Origin of the sequence: Streptomyces sp. L2 (assembly GCF_004124325.1) — a bacterium.
GTDB lineage: Bacteria > Actinomycetota > Actinomycetes > Streptomycetales > Streptomycetaceae > Streptomyces.
On record NZ_QBDT01000001.1, the window covers coordinates 1543415 to 1562105 of the forward strand.

The 18691-nt window shown below is 73.1% G+C and carries 4 protein-coding genes; all 4 read right to left on the reverse strand.

The annotated features are described in order from the left end of the window. Positions 1-52: 52 nt before the first annotated feature. A complete protein-coding gene (locus DBP14_RS06425) occupies positions 53-15247 on the reverse strand; it encodes a type I polyketide synthase (protein WP_129306067.1) in 15195 nt (5064 codons plus the stop codon). 60 nt (positions 15248-15307) lie between these two features. Then, entirely contained in the window at positions 15308-15559 is a 252-nt protein-coding gene (locus DBP14_RS06430; RefSeq protein ID WP_129306068.1) for a phosphopantetheine-binding protein, read from the reverse strand. Between the two features lie 35 nt (positions 15560-15594). Then, the gene (locus DBP14_RS06435) at positions 15595-16626 is read right to left on the reverse strand and encodes a methyltransferase (protein WP_129306069.1); all 1032 of its coding nucleotides are present in this window, start codon (positions 16624-16626) and stop codon (positions 15595-15597) included. An 89-nt stretch (positions 16627-16715) separates the two neighbouring features. Beyond that, positions 16716-18689 carry a non-ribosomal peptide synthetase gene (locus DBP14_RS06440; protein WP_129306070.1) on the reverse strand — a complete coding sequence of 658 codons (1974 nt, stop codon included), beginning with the start codon at positions 18687-18689 and terminating at the stop codon, positions 16716-16718. Between the last annotated feature and the right edge of the window lie 2 nt (positions 18690-18691).

An 18691-nucleotide genomic window follows, 5' to 3' on the forward strand; every position in this document is an offset into this window, starting at 1 on the left:
CCAGACACTTGTTACCTCACCCAATCCGCGTCGCGCGTCGTCAGCCGCGTCATCAGAAGTCCGATCCTTCGAGCGCCATCGAGATGAGGCTCTCCGCATCCATGTCGTCGATGTCGTCGACGGCCCCGGCCTCCGCGGCCGGGTCGTCCGCCGACCGGGGCGTTCCCGTCGACTCGGGCCGGTGGCCCCCGAGTTCGAGCAGCGTGTCCAGCAGGCCCGCGTCCCTCAGCCGGGCCAGCGGGATCGCCAGCAGGGCCGCCCGTACGCTCTCCTCGTGCGCCGCGTCACCGGCGTCGGCCGCGTCGTCCGGAACCAGCTGCTGGAGCAGGAATCCGGCGAGTTCGGCCGGCGTCGGATAGTCGAAGACGAGCGTCGCCGGCAGGCGGACCCCCGCTTCGGCCCCCAGGGCGTTGCGCAGTTCGACCGCGGTGAGCGAGTCGAACCCGAGTTCCTTGAACGGCTTGTCCGGCGTGATCTCGGGGGCTCCCGCATCGCCGGCCGTGCCGAGGACGGCTGCCACGTGCCGCTTGACCACGTCGAACACCAGCCGCTGCCGGTCGGTCGCGGCGAGCCCGGCCAGCCGCCGCGCCAGCTCCTGCCCGCCGCCCGAGCCGCCCGCCCCGGCCGCCGCCGACCGCCGTACGGCCGTGGGGCGTACCAACTGCGAGAGCAGAGCGGGGACTTGACCGCCCCCCGCCCGGGCGAGGGCGGGCAGGTCCAGTCCGGCCGGCAGCAGCAGCGCCCGGTCCGCCGCGACCGCCGCGTCCAGCAGGGCGAGCCCGTCCGCCGCCGCGAGGGGGCGAACACCGGAGCGTGCCATGCGGTCGACGTCGGTCTCGGTGAGACCCGCGCCCATACCGCCGGCCTCCGACGCCCACAGTCCCCAGGCGAGCGAGGTGCCGGGCAGCCCCTGCGCGCGCCGTTCGGCGGCCAGGGCGTCCAGTGCGGCGTTGGCGGCGGCGTAGGCGCCCTGTCCGGCGCCGCCCAGCACACCGGCGGCGGAGGAGTAGAGCACGAACGCCGCCAGGTCCCGGTCCGCCGTCAGCTCGTGCAGATACCGGGCCGCGTCGACCTTCGGTGCGCGCAGCTCGGTGAGCGTCTCCGCGGTGAGCGAGGCGACCGTGCCGTCCCGGACCACACCGGCCGTGTGGATGACGGCGCTGAGGTCGGGGTGCGCGTCGATCAGCCCGGCGAGGGCGGCACGGTCGGTGACGTCGCAGGCGACGACCTCGACCTTCGCACCGGCTGCCTCCAGCTCGGCGCTCAGTTCGGCGGCACCCGGCGCGTCCGGTCCACGCCTGCTGGTGAGCAGGAGACCGCGCACCCCGTGGGCGCCGACGAGATGCCGTGCCGTGAGCGCGCCGAGCCCACCGGTACCGCCGGTGATGAGCACCGTCCCGGAGGTGGACCAGGAGCCTTCCGCCACGACGGTCTCCCGGGTCAGTCGCGGTGCCGTGAACTGGCTGTCGTTCTGCGCGAGTTCGGGTTCGCCGGTCGGGATGTGGTCGGGCAGGTCGCCGGTCGTGTCGATGAGGACGATCCGGTCGGGGTGTTCGGCCTGGGCGGCTCGTACGAGTCCGCGGATCGCGGCCTGGTCGGGGTCGGTGCCGGCCTGGCGGGTGTGGACGAGCAGGGGCTGTTCGTCCTCCAGGCGGGCCTGGAGGAGGGGGAGCAGTTCGGTGGCCGTGGCGGCCTGGAGGATCGTGTACGACGTGGTCGGCTCGGTCTGCTGCGCGGCGACCGGTGTCCAGTCGATCCGGTACAGGTCGCGGACCGTGCCGGACTCCACGGCCAGCGGCCGCAGCGCCAGCGAGCCGACCGTGGCCACCGGAGCCCCCGCCGCGTCGGCCGCGTCGATGCGGTAGGCCGAGCCGCTACGGCCGATGCGCAGCCGCAGCGCCGAGGCACCGGTGGCGTGCAGCGCGAAGTCCGCCCAGGAGAAGGGCAGTTGCGCCGTCCCGCCGTCCTCGTCCGTCAGCAGGCTGATGGCGTGGAGGGAGGCGTCCAGCAGGGCCGGGTGGATGCCGTAGCCGTCGGTGTCGGTCCCCTCGGGGAGGGTCACCTCGGCGTACACGGTGTCGTCCCCGTCCCGCCAGACCTCCGAGACACCCTGGAAGAGGGTGCCGTACTCCAGGCCGAGAGCGGCCAGGTCGGCGTACAGGGTCGTGGTGTCGACCTGTTCGGCACCGGCCGGCGGCCAGGCGGCCCCGAGGTCGGCGGGCTCGACGGCCTCGGCCGTCAGGAAGCCCTCGGCGTGCAGCGTCCAGTCTTCGCCCTCCACGCGGGAGTGGACGGAGAGCGTCGGCTCGTCGCCCTGACCGACCCGCACCCGCAGGTCCACGCCACGGTCGGCCGCCACGACGAGGGGGGCGTGCAGGGTCAGGTCGCGTACGGTGCCGCAGCCGATCTGGTCTCCGGCGCGCACGGCGATCTCGACGAGGGCGGCGCCGGGCACGATGACAGTGCCGTTCACGGCGTGCTCGGCGAGCCATGGGTGGGTGGAGAGGGACAGCCGGCCCGTGAACAGCACGCCTTCGCCGTCCGGCAGCTCCACCGCCGCCCCGAGCAGCGGGTGCCCGGCATCCGACTGGCCGAAGCCGGTCGCCGTTCCGGCTCCCTTGTCCGCGAGCCAGTAGGTGCCGTGCTGGAAGGCGTAGGTCGGCAGGTCGACGGCCAGGCTGCCGGTGCCGGCGAAGAACGCGGTCCAGTCGACGGAGGGGAGTCGGGTGAGGGCTTCTGTCAGGGCTTGGGGTTCGGTGCGGTCTCGGCGGAGGGTGGGGATGGCACGCGGGTCGGCTGCCATGGCGGTCAGGACCGCGTCGGGGCCGAGTTCGAGGAAGGTGGCGATGCCCTCGCCGTCGAGGGTGGCGATCGCGTCGACGAAACGGACAGCTTCACGGACGTGGCGAACCCAGTAGGAGGGCCGGGCGAGGTCGTCGTACGACACCGTCTGACCGGTCAGCGTCGAGACGATCGGGACCGTGAGGTCCTGGTACGTGAGCTGGGCGGCGATCTGCTCGAACTCGGCGAGCATCGGCTCCATCAGCGGCGAGTGGAAAGCATGGCTCACGGTGAGCTTCTTCGCCTTACGGCCTTCACCACTGAAGTGGCTGACAACCGAGTTCACACCCGTTTCCGGGCCGGAGACGACGATCGCGTTCGGCCCGTTCACAGCCGCGATACCGGTGCCGTCCGGCAACACGGCCCGCACCTCGTCCTCGGTCGCCTGCACAGCCGCCATCGCACCGCCCGCAGGCAACTCCTGCATCAGCCGGCCACGAGCCGCCACCAGCGTCGCCGCGTCCTCCAGCGACCACAACCCCGCCACATGCGCGGCAGCCAGCTCACCGATCGAATGCCCGGCCAGCACGTCAGGCCGTACACCCCACGCCTGAAGCAACCGGAACAGGGCAACTTCCAGAGCGAACAGCGCGGGCTGCGTGTACCCCGTCTCACCCAGCCCCTCACCCCCGAACATCACACCCTTCAGCGGACGTTCCAGGTGGGCGTCCAAGACAGCGCACACCTCATCCAGCGCGGCGGCGAACACCGGGAAGGCCTCATACAGCTCCCGACCCATCCCCGCCCGCTGACTCCCCTGCCCCGTGAACAGGAACGCCAGCGGACCCGACGGCACAGCCTTGCCACCCTCGACCGCCTCCAGCCCGGCCAGCAGTCCCTCACGGTCCCCCGCCACCACACCCGCCCGGTAGGCGAACGCGGCGCGTCGGGAGACGAGGGAAGCGGCGATGTTGGTGGAGTCCAGCTCCGGGTGGGCGGTGGCGAAGTCGAGCAGGCGGGCGGCCTGGGCGCGGACGGCCTCGGCCGACTTGCCCGACACGATCCAGGGGAGGACCGGCAGGCGGCGCGCCGAGGAGTCCGGCTCGGCCGGGGTCTCGGCAGGAGCCTCCTCGATGATCACGTGGGCGTTGGTGCCGCTGATACCGAAGGAGGAGACGCCGGCGCGCCGGGTCCGCTCCCCCGCCTTCCACGGCTGGGCCTCGGTCAGCAGCTCCACCGCCCCCGCCGACCAGTCCACATGCGAGGACGGAGCGTCGACATGCAGCGTGCGCGGCAGTTCCTCGTGATGCAGGGAGAGGACCATCTTGATGATCCCGGCGACACCGGCCGCAGCCTGCGTGTGCCCGAGGTTGGACTTGATGGACCCCAGCCACAGCGGGGAGTCGGCGGCGCGTCCCTGACCGTAGGTCGCCAGCAGCGCCTGCGCCTCGATCGGGTCGCCCAGCTTGGTGCCCGTACCGTGCGCCTCGACCGCGTCGATCTGCTGGGCGGTGAGCCGGGCGGCGGCCAGCGCCTGCTTGATCACACGCTGCTGGGACGGACCGTTGGGAGCGGTGAGCCCGTTGCTCGCACCGTCCTGGTTGATCGCCGAGCCCCGCACGACCGCCAGCACGTGGTGGCCGTTGCGGCGGGCGTCGGACAGTTTCTCCAGGACGAGCATGCCGGCGCCCTCGCCCCAGCCGGTGCCGTCGGCGGCCTCCGCGAACGGCTTGCAGCGGCCGTCGGGGGCCAGCCCACGCTGGCGGCTGAAGCCGACGAACGTCTCGGGTGTCGCCATCACGGTCACGCCGCCCGCGAGGGCCAGGGTGCACTCGCCGCTGCGCAGCGCCTGCGCGGCCATGTGGACCGTGACCAGGGAGGACGAGCAGGCCGTGTCGACGGTGACCGCCGGGCCTTCGAGGCCGAGGACGTAGGCGACGCGGCCCGAGGCGACGCTGCCGGAGCTGCCGGTGCCGAGGTATCCCTCCAGGTCGGCCGGGTAGCCGTTGAGCCGGATGCCGTAGTCGTTGTACATGACGCCGGCGAAGACACCGGTGGCGCTGCCGCGCACGCCCGCAGGGTCGATCCCGGCCCGCTCGAATGCCTCCCACGAGGTCTCCAGCAGCAGCCGGTGCTGCGGGTCCATGGCGAGCGCCTCGCGCGGGCTGATCCCGAAGAACGCGGGGTCGAACTCCGCTGCCTGGGAGAGGAATCCGCCGTGACGGGCGTAGGTCTTGCCGACGGCCTCCGGGTCCGGGTCGTACAGGCCGGCCACGTCCCAGCCACGGTCGGTGGGCAGGGAGGTGATCGCGTCGCCGCCGGACGCCAGCAACTGCCACAGGTCGTCGGGCGAGTTGACGCCTCCGGGGTAGCGGCAGGCCATGCCGACGATGGCGATCGGCTCGTCCGCGGGGGCGGCCGAGGTGACCGTGGCGCCCGATTCCGCCCCCGACTCCGGGTCGGCTCCGACGAGTTCGGCCAGCAAGTAGTCGGCGACCGCGCCGGGGCTCGGGTAGTCGAAGACGAGTGTGGCGGGCAGTCGTACGCCTGCCTCGGCGGAGAGCGCGTTGCGGAACTCGACGGCGGTGAGCGAGTCGAAGCCCAGCTCGGTGAAGGCCGCGTCGGTGGCTACGGCATGGGCTCCGGAGAACCCGAGTACCGCCGCCACGTGCTTGCGGGCCAGGTCCAGCAGCACTTCGCGGCGGGCCGGGCTGTCGGGCAGGGCGGCCAGCCGGTCCTGCAGGGAGTTGCCGGTCGTTCCCGCCGTGGCCTGCGTGAGGGACGCGCGACGTGCGGCACGGCGTGCGCGTGGCCGTACGAGGTCGCGCAGGAGGGCCGGCGCGTCCTCCGTGCCGTCCCAGGCGCGCGGGTTGAGCTTGATCGGGACGAGATGAGCACGGTGCTCGGCGGCTGCCAGCGCCGCGTCGAAGAGGGCGATCCCTTCCTCGGCCGTGATGGCCTCGACTCCGGCGCGTGCCATGCGGTCGAGGTCGGTGTCGGTGAGTCCGGCGCCCATGCCTCCGGCGTCGGGCGCCCACAGTCCCCAGCCGAGCGACAGGGCAGGCAGTCCCTGGTTCCGGCGCTGTGCGGCGAGTGTGTCCAAGTAGGCGTTGGCGGCGGCGTAGTTGGCCTGCCCGATGCCGTCGAAGCTGCCGGCGGCGGAGGAGAACAGGACGAAGGCCCCGAGGTCCCGGTCGGCCGTCAGCTCGTGCAGGTGCCGGGCGGCATCGGCCTTGGGCGCCCATACGCCGGCCAGGCGCTCCGGGGTGAGATGGGTGACGGTGGTGTCGTCGAGGACCCCCGCGGTGTGCAGGACGGCGGTGATGTCCTGGTGGGCGTCCAGCAGCCGCGCGACCGCGTCCCGGTCGGAGACGTCACAGGCCTCGACGGCCACCGAGGCGCCCAACTCGACCAGTTCCGCCACGAGTTCCGTTGCGCCGGGCGCCGCGGCGCCGCGCCGGCTGGTGAGCAGCAGGCTGCGCACGCCGTGCCGGGTGACGAGGTGGCGGGCGACGAGCGCGCCGAGCCCTCCGGTGCCGCCGGTGACGAGGGTGGTGCCGGTGGCCGGCCACACGGGGGCGTCCAGGTCGGCGGGGTCAGTGGTGTCAGTGGTGAGGCGAGGTGCGGTGAACGTGGCGCCGTCGTAGGCGAGTTCGGGTTCCAGGGTGGGGATGTGCTCCGGGATTTCCGTGTTCGTGTCCAGGAGCACGATCCGGCCCGGCTGCTCGGCCTGGGCCGCCCGTGCCAGGGCGCGCACCGCCGACTGGTCGGGGTCGGTGAGCGCGTCGTGCGTGACGACGAGCAGCGGTTCCTGTCCCTCCAGGCGGTCCTGGAGCTGCGGGAGCAGGCCGGCGGTGGTGTCGGCGCGCAGCACGCTGTACGAGGCGGTGGGCTCGGTCTCCTGGGTGGTGACCGGCGTCCAGCCGATCCGGTAGAGGTCACGGGCGGCACCGGTCCCGGCACCGGCCACGGCCATGGGCCGCAGGATCAGCGTCCCCACCGTGGCGACCGGCGTCCCGGTGGGATCGGCGAGGTCCAGCCGGTGTCCGGCGCCCTCCTTCGTGATCCGCACCCGCAGGGCGGTGGCGCCAGACGCGTGCAGGGTGACGTCGGACCAGGAGAAGGGCAGCTCGGCCCGTGAACCGTTGCCGGAGGGCCACAGTCCGATGGCGTGCAGGGAGGCGTCGAGCAGGGCGGGGTGGATGCCGTAGCCGTCGGTGTCGGTGCCGTCGGGCAGCGCGAGTTCGGCGTAGACGGTGGTGCCGTCCGTCGAGCGCCAGGCGGTGGTCACGCCCTGGAACAGGGGGCCGTACTCCAGCCCGGCCGCGGCCAGTTCGTCGTAGAGGCTCGTGGTGTCGACCGGTTCGGCGCCGGCCGGCGGCCAGGCGGGACCGAGGTCGGCAGGGCCGGCGTCCTGGGCGGACAGGGTGCCTTCCGCGTGCAGCGTCCAGGTGTCCTCGCCCTCGGGGCGGGAGTGCACGGTGACTGCGGGCTCGTCGCCCTCACCTACACGCACCCGCAGGTCCACCGCACAGTCGGCCGGTACGACGAGGGGAGCGTGCAGGGTCAGGTCGCCGACCGTGCCCCGGCCGACCTCGTCACCGGCGCGGACCGCGATCTCCACGAGCGCGGCGCCGGGCACGATCACGGTGCCGTCGACCGCGTGCTCGGTCAGCCACTGGTGCGCGGCCTGCGACAGCCGGCCCGTGAACAAGACACCGTCGCCGTCCGGAAGTTCGACCATCGCGCCGAGGAGCGGGTGCCCGGCGGTCGCGACTCCGGCGCCCTGGACGTCGCCCACGCGGGTCGCCGGGATCGCGGGCCAGTACGTCTCGTGCTCGAAGGGGTAGGTGGGCAGGTCGACGGCCTGCCGGCCCGGCCCGAAGTAGCCGGTCCAGTCGACCTCCGGGAGCCGGGTGAGCGCCTCGACCAGGGCCTGCGGCTCGGACCGGTCCCGGCGCAGCGTGGCGACCGGCGTCGCCTCCGTGCCGGTGTCTGCGGCCATCGCGGTGAGCACGGCGTCGGGGCCGAGTTCGAGGAAGGTGCCGATGCCCTGGCCGTCGAGGGTGGTGATCGCGTCGGCGAAGCGGACGGCTTCGCGGACGTGGCGGACCCAGTAGGAGGGCTGGGCGAGGTCGTCGTAGGAGACCGTCGTGCCTGTCAGCGTCGAGACGATCGGCAAGGCCGGCTCGTCGTAGGTGAGCTGGGCGGCGATCTGCTCGAACTCGGCGAGCATCGGCTCCATGAGGGGCGAGTGGAAAGCGTGGCTCACAGTGAGCTTCTTCGCCTTACGGCCTTCACCACTGAAGTGGCTGACAACCGTGTTCACACCTGTTTCCGGGCCGGACACGACGATCGACATCGGTCCATTCACAGCCGCGATGCCCGTGCCGTCCGGCAACACCGCCCGCACCTCGTCCTCGGTCGCCTGCACAGCCGCCATCGCACCCCCCGAAGGGAGCAGCTGCATCAGCCGGCCACGAGCCGCCACCAGCTTCGCCGCGTCCTCCAGGGACCACAGCCCCGCCACGTGCGCGGCAGCCAGCTCACCGATCGAATGCCCGGCCAACGCATCCGGCCGCACACCCCAGAACTCCAGCAACCGGAACAGAGCGACTTCGAGAGCGAACAGCGCGGGCTGCGTGTACCCCGTCTCGTCCAGCTCCTCCCCGCCGAACATGACGTCCTTCAGGTCCCGTTCGAGATGCGCGTCAAGCGCCCCGCACACCTCATCCAAGGCAGCGGCGAACACCGGGAAGGCCTCATACAGCTCCCGTCCCATCCCCGCCCGCTGACTCCCCTGCCCCGTGAACAGGAACGCCACGGAACCGGCCGTGCTGGACGGCTGGACCGTCCCGTCGGCGATCGCCGACAGCCCGGTGAGCAGCGTTTCCCGGTCGTCCGCGACCACGGCGGCGCGGTGGGTGAACGCCGAGCGCTGAGTGGTCAGGGAGTAGGCGACGTCCGCCGGATCGGCGTCGGCCCCCGTTCCCTCGCCGAGGGCGGTCAGGAGTCGTACGGCCTGTTCGCGTGCCGCGCTGGCGGTCCGGCCGGAGACGATCCAGGGCACGACCGGCAGCGCGGCCGGCGCCTCGGACGCGGTCGGCTCCTCGGCCGGGGCTTCCTCCACGATGACGTGGGCGTTGGTCCCGCTGATGCCGAAGGAGGAGACGCCGGCGCGCCGGGTCCGCTCCCCCGCCTCCCAGGGCCGGGCCTCGGTCAGCAGCTCCACCGCCCCCGCCGACCAGTCCACATGCGAGGACGGAGCGTCGACATGCAGCGTGCGCGGCAGTTCCTCGTGGTGCAGGGAGAGGACCATCTTGATGATCCCGGCGACACCGGCCGCAGCCTGCGTGTGCCCCAGGTTGGACTTGATCGAGCCGAGCCACAGTGGCGCGTCCGAAGTCCGCTCGTGGCCGTAGGTCGCGAGCAGCGCCTGCGCCTCGATCGGGTCGCCGAGCTTCGTGCCGGTGCCGTGCGCCTCGACGGCGTCCACGTCGGCCGGCGCCAGTCCCGCCGCCGCGAGGGCCTGCTTGATGACGCGCTGCTGGGCGGGGCCGTTGGGGGCGGTGAGGCCGTTGCTGGCGCCGTCCTGGTTGACGGCGGAGCCCCGGACCACGGCGAGCACGCGGTGGCCGTTGCGACGTGCGTCGGACAGGCGCTCCAGAACGAGGACACCCACGCCCTCGCCCCAGCCGGTGCCGTCGGCGGCCTCCGCGAACGGCTTGCAGCGGCCGTCGGCCGCCAGGCCGCGCTGGCGGCTGAAGTCCACGAAGGTGTCGGGCGTGGCCATCACGGTGACACCGCCGGCCAGGGCGAGCGTGCACTCGCCGCCCCTGAGCGCCTGCGCCGCCAGGTGCACGGCGACCAGGGACGACGAGCAGGCGGTGTCGACCGTGACGGCCGGTCCCTCCAGGCCCAGGGCGTAGGAGACCCGGCCGGAGGCGATGCTGCCGCCGACGCCCATGAAACCCTCGGTGTCATGGTGGGCGGAGCGTTCCAGGACGGTGGCGTAGTCGTGGTACATGACGCCGGTGAAGACACCGGTGGCGCTGCCGCGCACACCCGCCGGGTCGATCCCGGCCCGCTCGAACGCCTCCCACGAGGTCTCCAGCAGCAGCCGGTGCTGCGGGTCCATGGCGAGCGCCTCGCGCGGGCTGATCCCGAAGAACGCGGGGTCGAACTCGGCGGCCCCGGTGAGGAATCCGCCGTGGCGCGTGTAGGTCTTGCCGGCGGTCTCCGGATCCGGGTCGTACGACTCCTGCCACTGCGGGCCCCGGTCGGCGGGGAACTCGGAGACGGCGTCACCGCCTGCCGCGAGGAGCCTCCACAGGCCCTCGGGTGAGGTCACTCCGCCGGGGTAGCGGCAGGCCATGCCGACGATCACGACCGGATCGTCGGTCCCGGCGGACGGGCCGTTCGTCGGCGTCAGCGCGAACTGCTCTTCCCCGCCGACGAGTTCGGACTGGAGGAAATCGGCCACGGCACCGGGGGTGGGGTGGTCGAAGACGAGGGTCGCGGGCAGGCGCAGGCCGGCTTCCGCGCCGAGCCGGTTGCGGAATTCCACGGCCGTGAGGGAGTCGAAGCCGAACTCCTTGAACGGCTTCTCCGCGGCGACCTCGCCGGCCCCGCCGAAGCCGAGGACGGCGGCGACGTGGCGGCGGACGAGGTCGAGCAGGACGCGGGTGCGCTCGGCGGCCGGGAGGCGCTCCAGTCGGGCGGCCAGGTCACCGGCCGCGGCGGCGGCTCCGGCGGCCGCGGTCCTGCGTACGGCGGAGGGGCGGACGAGTCCGTGCAGCACGCGGGGCAGTCCGCCGAGCTTGGCCCGCTGTTCCAGGGCCCGGGTGTCCATGACGACGGGAAGCAGCTGGGCGGGGGTGCCGCCGCGGAGCGCCGCGTCCAGGAGGGCGAGGCCCCGCTCCTCGTCCAGGGGCAGGACGCCGACCCGGGCCATCCTGTCGATGTCGGCCGCGGTCAGCCCGGCGCCCATGCCGCCGACGGACGGGTCCCACAGGCCCCAGGCGAGCGAGACACCCGGGAGGCCCTGGGCCTGGCGTGCGGCGGCGAGGGCGTCCAAGTAGGCGTTGGCTGCGGCGTAGTTGGCCTGGCCGGTACCGTCGAAGGTGGCGGCGCTCGACGAGTACAGCACGAAGGCGTCGAGGTCGCGGTCCGCCGTCAGCTCGTGCAGGTGCTGTGCCGCGCGCGCCTTGGGCGCCCACACCGACTCCAGCCGTTCCGGTGTCAGCGACTCGATGGTCGCGTCGTCGACGACGCCCGCCGTGTGGACGACCGCCGTGATGTCCGGGTGGTCGGCGAACAGCCGGGCCAGCGCCTCCCGGTCGGAGACGTCACACGCCTCGACCGTCACCTCGGCGCCCACCTGCCGCAGTGCGGCGGCCAGTTCTTCGGCGCCGGGCGCTGCGGTGCCGCGCCGACTGGTGAGCAGCAGGCTGCGGACGTCGTGTGCGGTGACCAGGTGGCGGGCGGTGAGCGCGCCGAGGCCGCCCGTGCCGCCGGTGACGAGGACCGTGCCGGACGTGGACCAGGCTCCGGTCTCCGGTGTCTCCCGCGCCAGGCGGGGCACGAGGAAGTGGCCGTCGACGTAGGCGAGTTCCGGCTCCCCGGCGGGCAGCCGGGCGGGCAGGTCCTCGGCGTCGAGGAGGACGATCCGGTCCGGGTGCTCGGCCTGCGCGGCCCGGGTGAGGCCACGGATCGCCGATTGTTCGGCGTCGGTGGTTGCCCCACGGGTGACGACGAGGAGGTTCTCCTCACCGCCGAGGTGAGCCTGGAGCCGCGGGAGCAGGTCTGCGGCCGTGTCCGCCCGGAGGACGGTGTACGACTCCGTCGGCTCGGTCGCCTCCGTGGGCGCCGGGATCCAGTCGACCCGGTACAGGTCGCGTACGGCACTCGCCGCCGAACCCTTGTCGGCCGTCGCGGCGGGCCGCAGGGCGAGCGCGCCGACCGTGGCGACCGGGGTTCCGGCCGGGTCGGCGAGGTCGATCCGGTAGCCGGAGCCCGCGTCGCCGATGCGCACCCGCAGGGCGGTGGCCCCGGAGGCGTGCAGGGTGACGTCCGACCAGGAGAACGGCAGTTGGGCCGCCGAGCCCTCCTCCTGGGCGAGGGTGATGGCGTGCAGGGAGGCGTCGAGCAGGGCGGGGTGGACGCCGAAGCCGTCGGTGTCGGTGCCGTCGGCCAGGGCGACCTCGGCGTAGAACGTGCCGTCGGCGGTGCGCCAGGCGGCGCTCAGGCCCTGGAAGAGGGGGCCGTACTCCAGTCCGGCCGCGGCCAGTTCGTCGTAGAGGCTCGTGGTGTCGACCGGCTCGGCGCCGGCCGGCGGCCAGGCGTCCCCGAGGTCTGCGGGCTGGACGGGCTCGGCCGCCAGGGTGCCCTCGGCGTGCAGGGTCCAGGTGTCCTGGCCCTCGGCGCGGGAGTGCACGGTGACGGCGGGCTCGTCGCCCTCACCCACGCGCACCCGGAGGTCCACGGCCCGGTCGGTGGGCAGGACGAGCGGGGCGTGCAGGGTCAGGTCACGGACGGTCCCGCGGCCGACCTGGTCGCCGGCCCGCACCGCGATCTCGACGAGGGCCGCGCCGGGCAGGACCACGGTCCCGTGCACCGCGTGCTCGGCCAGCCAGGGCTGAGCGGCCGGGGACAGCCGCCCGGTGAACAACACGCCTTCATCGTCCGGGAGTTCGACGGCGGCGGTGAGCAGCGCGTGCTCGGCGTCCGTCTGGCCCGCACTCGTCACGTCGCCCTTGGCCGCGCCCGCGTAGGCGTCGAGCCAGTACGGCTGGTGCTGGAAGGCGTAGGTGGGCAGGTCGACCGGCTGCCGGCCCGGCCCGAAGTAGGCGGACCAGTCGACGCCGGGCAGCCGGGTCAGCGCCTCGACGAGGGCCTGCGGCTCGGACCGGTCCCGGCGCAGGCCCGCGATCAGCGTCCCCTCGGTGCCGGTGTCGGCGGCCATCGCGGTGAGCACGGCGTCTGGGCCCAGCTCCAGGAAGGTGCGGACTCCGCGCCCGTCGAGGGTGGCGACGGCGTCGGCGAACCGGACTGCCTCGCGGACGTGGCGAACCCAGTAGGAGGGCTGGGAGAGGTCGTCGTACGAGACCGTCGTGCCCGTCAGCGTCGAGACGATCGCGGTCGTCGTCTCGTGGTACGTGAGCTGGGCGGCGATCTGCTCGAACTCGGCGAGCATCGGCTCCATGAGAGGTGAGTGGAAAGCGTGGCTCACGGTGAGCTTCTTCGCCTTACGGCCTTCACCACTGAAGTGGCTGACAACCGTGTTCACACCTGTTTCCGGGCCGGACACGACGATCGACATCGGTCCGTTCACAGCCGCGATGCCCGTGCCGTCCGGCAACACGGCCCGCACCTCGTCCTCGGTCGCCTGTACGGCAGCCATCGCGCCCCCTGAAGGGAGCCGCTGCATCAGCCTCCCGCGGGCAGCGACCAGCTTGCTCGCGTCCTCCAGGGACCACAGTCCCGCCACGTGCGCGGCAGCCAGCTCACCGATCGAATGCCCGGCCAGCACGTCAGGCCGTACACCCCACGCCTGAAGCAACCGGAACAGGGCAACTTCCAGGGCGAACAGCGCGGGCTGCGTGTACCCCGTCTCGTCCAGCCCCTCCCCGCCGAACATGACCTCCTTGAGGGGCCGTTCGAGATGCGCATCCAGCGCATCGCACACCTCGTCCAACGCAGCGGCGAACACCGGGAAGGCCTCATACAGCTCACGCCCCATCCCCGCCCGCTGACTCCCCTGCCCCGTGAACAGGAACGCCAGCGGATCACGCCCGGCGCCCGGCAGCGGAGCGGTGCCGCCGGCCAGGGCCTCCAGGCCGGCCAGCAGTCCTTCCCGGTCCCCGGCTGCCACACCGGCCCTGTGGGCGAAGGACGACCGGTGCGCCACCAGGGCGTGGCCCACGTCCGCGAGGTCCAGGTCGGGACGGGCGGTGGCGAACCCGAGCAGGCGTGCCGCCTGGCCGCGGACCGCCTCTGCGGTCTTGCCGGAGACGATCCAGGGAACGACCGAGAGCGGCGCGGCTTCAGGAGCCTCGGCGGACTCCTCGGCGGGAGCCTCCTCGACGATGACGTGGGCGTTGGTGCCGCTGATCCCGAACGAGGAGACACCGGCCCGCCGTACCCGCTGCTCATCCGCCTTCCACGGCCGGGCCTCGGTCAGCAGCTCCACCGCCCCAGCCGACCAGTCGACGTGGGACGAGGGAGCATCGGCGTGCAGGGTCTGCGGCAGTTTCTCGTGACGCAGGGAGAGGACCATCTTGATGATCCCGGCGACACCGGCCGCCGCCTGCGTGTGTCCCAGGTTGGACTTGATGGACCCCAGCCACAGCGGGGCTCCCTCGGCACGGTCCTGACCGTAGGTCGCCAGCAGCGCCTGCGCCTCGATCGGATCGCCCAGCCGGGTACCGGTGCCATGGGCCTCGACCGCGTCGACCTGCTGGGCGGTGAGGCGGGCGGAGGCGAGGGCCTGCCGGATGACACGCTGCTGGGACGGCCCGTTCGGCGCGGTCAGCTGGCTGCTCGCACCGTCCTGGTTGACCGCCGAACCCTTGATGAGGGCGAGGACACGGTGGCCGTTCTTCCGCGCGTCCGACAGCCGCTCCAGGACCAGGACACCCACGCCCTCGCCCCAGCCGGTGCCGTCGGCGGCCTCCGCGAACGGCTTGCACCGGCCGTCCGACGCAAGCCCCCGCTGCCGGGAGAAGTCGACAAACGTGTCCGGCGTCGACATCACCGTCACACCACCGGCCAGAGCGAGCGTGCACTCGCCGCCCCGCAGCGCCTGCGCCGCCAGGTGCACCGCGACCAGCGACGACGAACACGCCGTGTCCACCGTCACCGCCGGACCCTCAAGACCCAGCGCGTACGACACCCGGCCCGACACCACACTCGCCGCGCTGCCGTTACCGAGGAAGGCGGAGAGATCCTGGGGGACGTCCTGGAGGTGGGCGCCGTAGTCGTGGTACATGACGCCGGCGAAGACGCCGGTCGCGCTGCCGCGCAGGGCCGCCGGGTCGATGCCCGCCCGCTCGAACGCCTCCCACGAGGTCTCCAGCAGCACCCGCTGCTGAGGGTCCGTCGCCAGCGCCTCACGCGGGCTGATCCCGAAGAAGTCGGCGTCGAAGTCGGCGGCGCCGTCCAGGAAGCCGCCCTCGACGGACGTGGTCTTGCCCGGGGCGTCCGGGTCGGGGTCGTACAGGCCCGCCACGTCCCAGCCGCGGTCCGTGGGGAACGGGGTGATGGCGTCGCCGCCCGCGGCGAGCAGGCTCCACAGGTCCTCCGGGGAGGTCACCCCGCCGGGGTAGCGGCAGGCCATGCCGACGACGGCGATCGGCTCGTGGCTCTTCTCCTCCTCCTCGCGCAACCGCCTGCGGGTGTCACGCAGTTCGGTCGTGGCCCTCTTGAGGTAGTCGAGGAGCTTCTGTTCGTTCGACTCATTCGACATGCGGTTCGTCCACCTGTGGGAGAGGAGAGCGGGAGGAGGGAGAAAGGGGGGCGGGATCCGTCAGCTCAGGGCCGCGGTGCGCAGTCCGGAGAGGGTGCGCCAGAGGGCCCCCGGGGTGCTGAAGGTCTCCATGGACAGGGCGTCGTCGGTGAACTTGACGTCGTAGGCGTTCTCGATCTCGATCAGGAGGTCGACGATGCCGAGGGAGTCGAGGCCCGCGTCACGCAGGTCCAGGCTCTCGGTGAAGGAGGCGTCCTCGGGGAGGAAGCCGAGGTGGGGGCGGACGATGCCCTCGAACTGGTCGTCCCACATGGCCGGTTGGTCCTCTCTGCGGGTGGGGTTGCTGGTCAGTCGCGCGGGGCGAGAACGCACTCGACGACGCTGTGCTCGGTGGAGAGATTGCGGATGGACCGCACCTGGAGGCCGGCGCCCACCGCCTGCGCCCGCATGTCCTCCTCGGAGCGGATGCGGGTGCCCTCCTCGCAGACGACCATCTGGAACAGGGAGCGGATCGCGGAGGCGTTGTCGTGGCCGAGGAGCGGCTCGATGACGAACAGGACGGGCTCGGCGGCCAGGCCCTCGGACTCCTCGACGGTGCGGGTCATGGCCCGCTGGACGGTCTTGAGGATGCGGGTGCTGCTGTCGGGGCTCCAGTTGTGCAGGACGTTCTTGAGGAAGTAGGCGTCGGCGCCGCTCGGCACCTCCTCGAAGAAGTCGGCCTCGGCGAAGGACAGCCGGCGGATCAGGTCCTGGTCGCCGGACTCCTCCAATATCTGGGCGCCGCGCTTGGCGACGTCGGCGCGCTCGGCGACGGTGCCGTGGATGTCGGGGTGGGCCGCGAGGATGCCCTTGAGGAGGTGGCCGCTGCCGCCGCCGACGTCGACGACGGTGGAGATGCGGGAGAAGTCGAAGTCGCGGGCGAGTTCGGCGGCGGCGGGCCGGGTGATGTCGGCCATGGCCTTGTCGTAGACCTCGCCGGCGTCGGTGTCCTTGTCCATGTAGGCGTAGATGGACTCGCCGTACTCGGAGCGGGAGGCGGGCTTGCCGCTCTTGACGGTGGTGAGCAGGTCGCGCCAGACGTCGTAGTACATCTCGCCGCCGAGGACGCACCAGTAGCGCATGGACTGCGGGTGGTCGTCGCGCATCCGCTCGGAGGTCTCGGTCTGCTCGAAGGTGCCGTCCTCGCGTTCGTGGAAGACGCCGACGATGCCGAGGACGCGCAGCAGGTAGAGCACGCCGTCGGGGTTGGCGTCGGTCAGCTCGGCGAGCTGGGCCGGGGTCTTGGGGCCGTCGGCGAGGTGGTCGGCGATGCCGAGCCGGGCGGCCACGCTGAGGGACCGGGAGATCCAGCCCATGCCGGCGAGCTGCAGCAGCTCCATCGTGTCTCCAATTCCTGGTGCTGGTCGTACGTCGGCCGGATGTCGGTCGTACGTGGGTGTCGGCGGGGTCCCGGCGGAAGCCGGGGAGGTCACTCGGCGGCCGGGGCGAGGGCCGTGCGCAGGCGCCGTACGGTGCGGTGGTCGGCGATGTCCTGGAGGCTGACCCGGATGCCCTGCCTGCGGGCCTTGTTGGCGACCTGGGCGGCGCCGAGGCTGGTGCCGCCGAGGGCGAAGAAGTCGTCGTCGAGGCCGGCCTTCGGGGCGCCGGAGAACTGGGCGAACAGGTCGCACAGCAGCGTCTCTTCGGGGGTGCCGGGTGCGGTGTAGCGGGTGACGGCGGCGAAGTCGGGCGCGGGAAGGCGTCCGGTCTCCAGCTTGCCGTTGGCGTTCAGGGGCAGCGTGTCGAGGGTGAGGAAGGCGCTCGGCACCATGTAGTCGGGGAGGGTGTCGGCGAGGTGCTTCTTCAACTCGCCTCCGTCGACGTGTCCTTCAACCTCCGACTGCGGTACGACGTAGGCGACGAGGTGCGTGTCGCCGGTGGGCGTGCGGTGCACGGTGACGGCGGTGCGGGAGACCGCGGGGTGGCGCAGCAGGGCGGACTCGATCTCGCCGAGTTCGACGCGGTAGCCGCGGATCTTGACCTGGCCGTCGAGCCGACCGAGGAAGAACAGGGTGCCGTCGTCGGCGCGGCGGACCCGGTCGCCGGTGCGGTACATGCGGGTGCCGGGCGGGCCGTAGGGGTCGGCGACGAAGCGTTCGGCGGTGAGGGCCGGGCGGCGCAGGTAGCCGCGGGCGAGCTGGCCGCCGGCGATGTACAGCTCGCCGTCGTCGGTGGGCCGCAACTCCTCGTCCAGGACTCTCAGTTCGCTGGTCCAGGTCGGCCGGCCGATGGCGACGGCACCGGACGGCAGGGTGTCGCCGGGGCTGACGGTGTGCACACAGCAGCCGACGGTGGCCTCGGTGGGGCCGTACTCGTTGAGGACCGTGACCTTAGGGTGGCGGGCACGGAAGGCGTCGACGGTCTCGGCGAGCAGGAGTTCGCCGCCGACGACGAGCTGCTCGGTGGGCGCCGCCTCGGGCGGCAGGGTGGCGAGCAGCGCCATGTGGGACGGGGTGACCTTGAGGAGGGCGGGGCTGGGGGCCGGGTCCTCCAGGGCGCCCACGCGGATGGTGCCGCCGCTGGTGAGGGGCGCGTACAGGGTGGTGACCGTCATGTCGAAGGCGACGGAGGAGTGCAGCAGCGTGGTGCGGGCGGCGCTCGGGTAGGTTCCGCGCGCGTAGGCGAGGTAGGCGGCCAGCGGGCGGTGGGTGACGACGACGCCCTTGGGGCGGCCCGTGGAGCCGGAGGTGTAGATGATGTACGCCGGGTGGTCGGGGTGCAGCGGCCGGACGCGGTCGGTGTCACCGGGGCCGGTGGCGGGGGCGGCGTCGATACGGGCGCGGGTGGCGGGGTCGTCGAGGAGGACGGTGACCACGGCGCCGGCCGGGGCCGCGCTGCCGCTGTGGGTGAGCAGGGCGGCCGGGCGGGCGTCCTCGGTCATCAGGGCCAGTCGCTGCGCCGGGTTCTGCAGGTCGAGAGGGAGGTAGGCGGCGCCGGCCTGGAGGACGGCGAGGAAGGCCGCGACGAGGTCCGCGCCGCGCCGCATCCCGACGGCGACGATGTCCTCCGGGCCGAGGCCCAGGGAGATCAGGTGGTGGGCCAGCCGGGAGGACCGCTCGGCGAGCTCGCGGTAGCTGACCGTGTCGTCACCGTCGACGAGGGCGACGGCGTCGGGGGTACGGCGGGCCTGCTCGGCGAAGAGGGCGGGGAGCAGGGCGGGCTGGGCGTCACCGGCGGGCGCGGCGGCCGGTGCGACGGGCGCGACGGCCGGTGCGACGGGCGCGGTGTTCGTTGCGCCGGGCGCGGTGTCGGTTGCGCCGGGCGTGGCGGCCGGCGTTTCGAGGGTGGCGGCCGGCGTTTCGACGGTGGCGGCCGGCGTTTCGACGGTGGCGGCCGGCGTTTCGACGGTGGCGGCCGGCGTTTCGAGGGTGGTGAAGGTGGTGTCCCCCGTGGTGGTCGTCATCG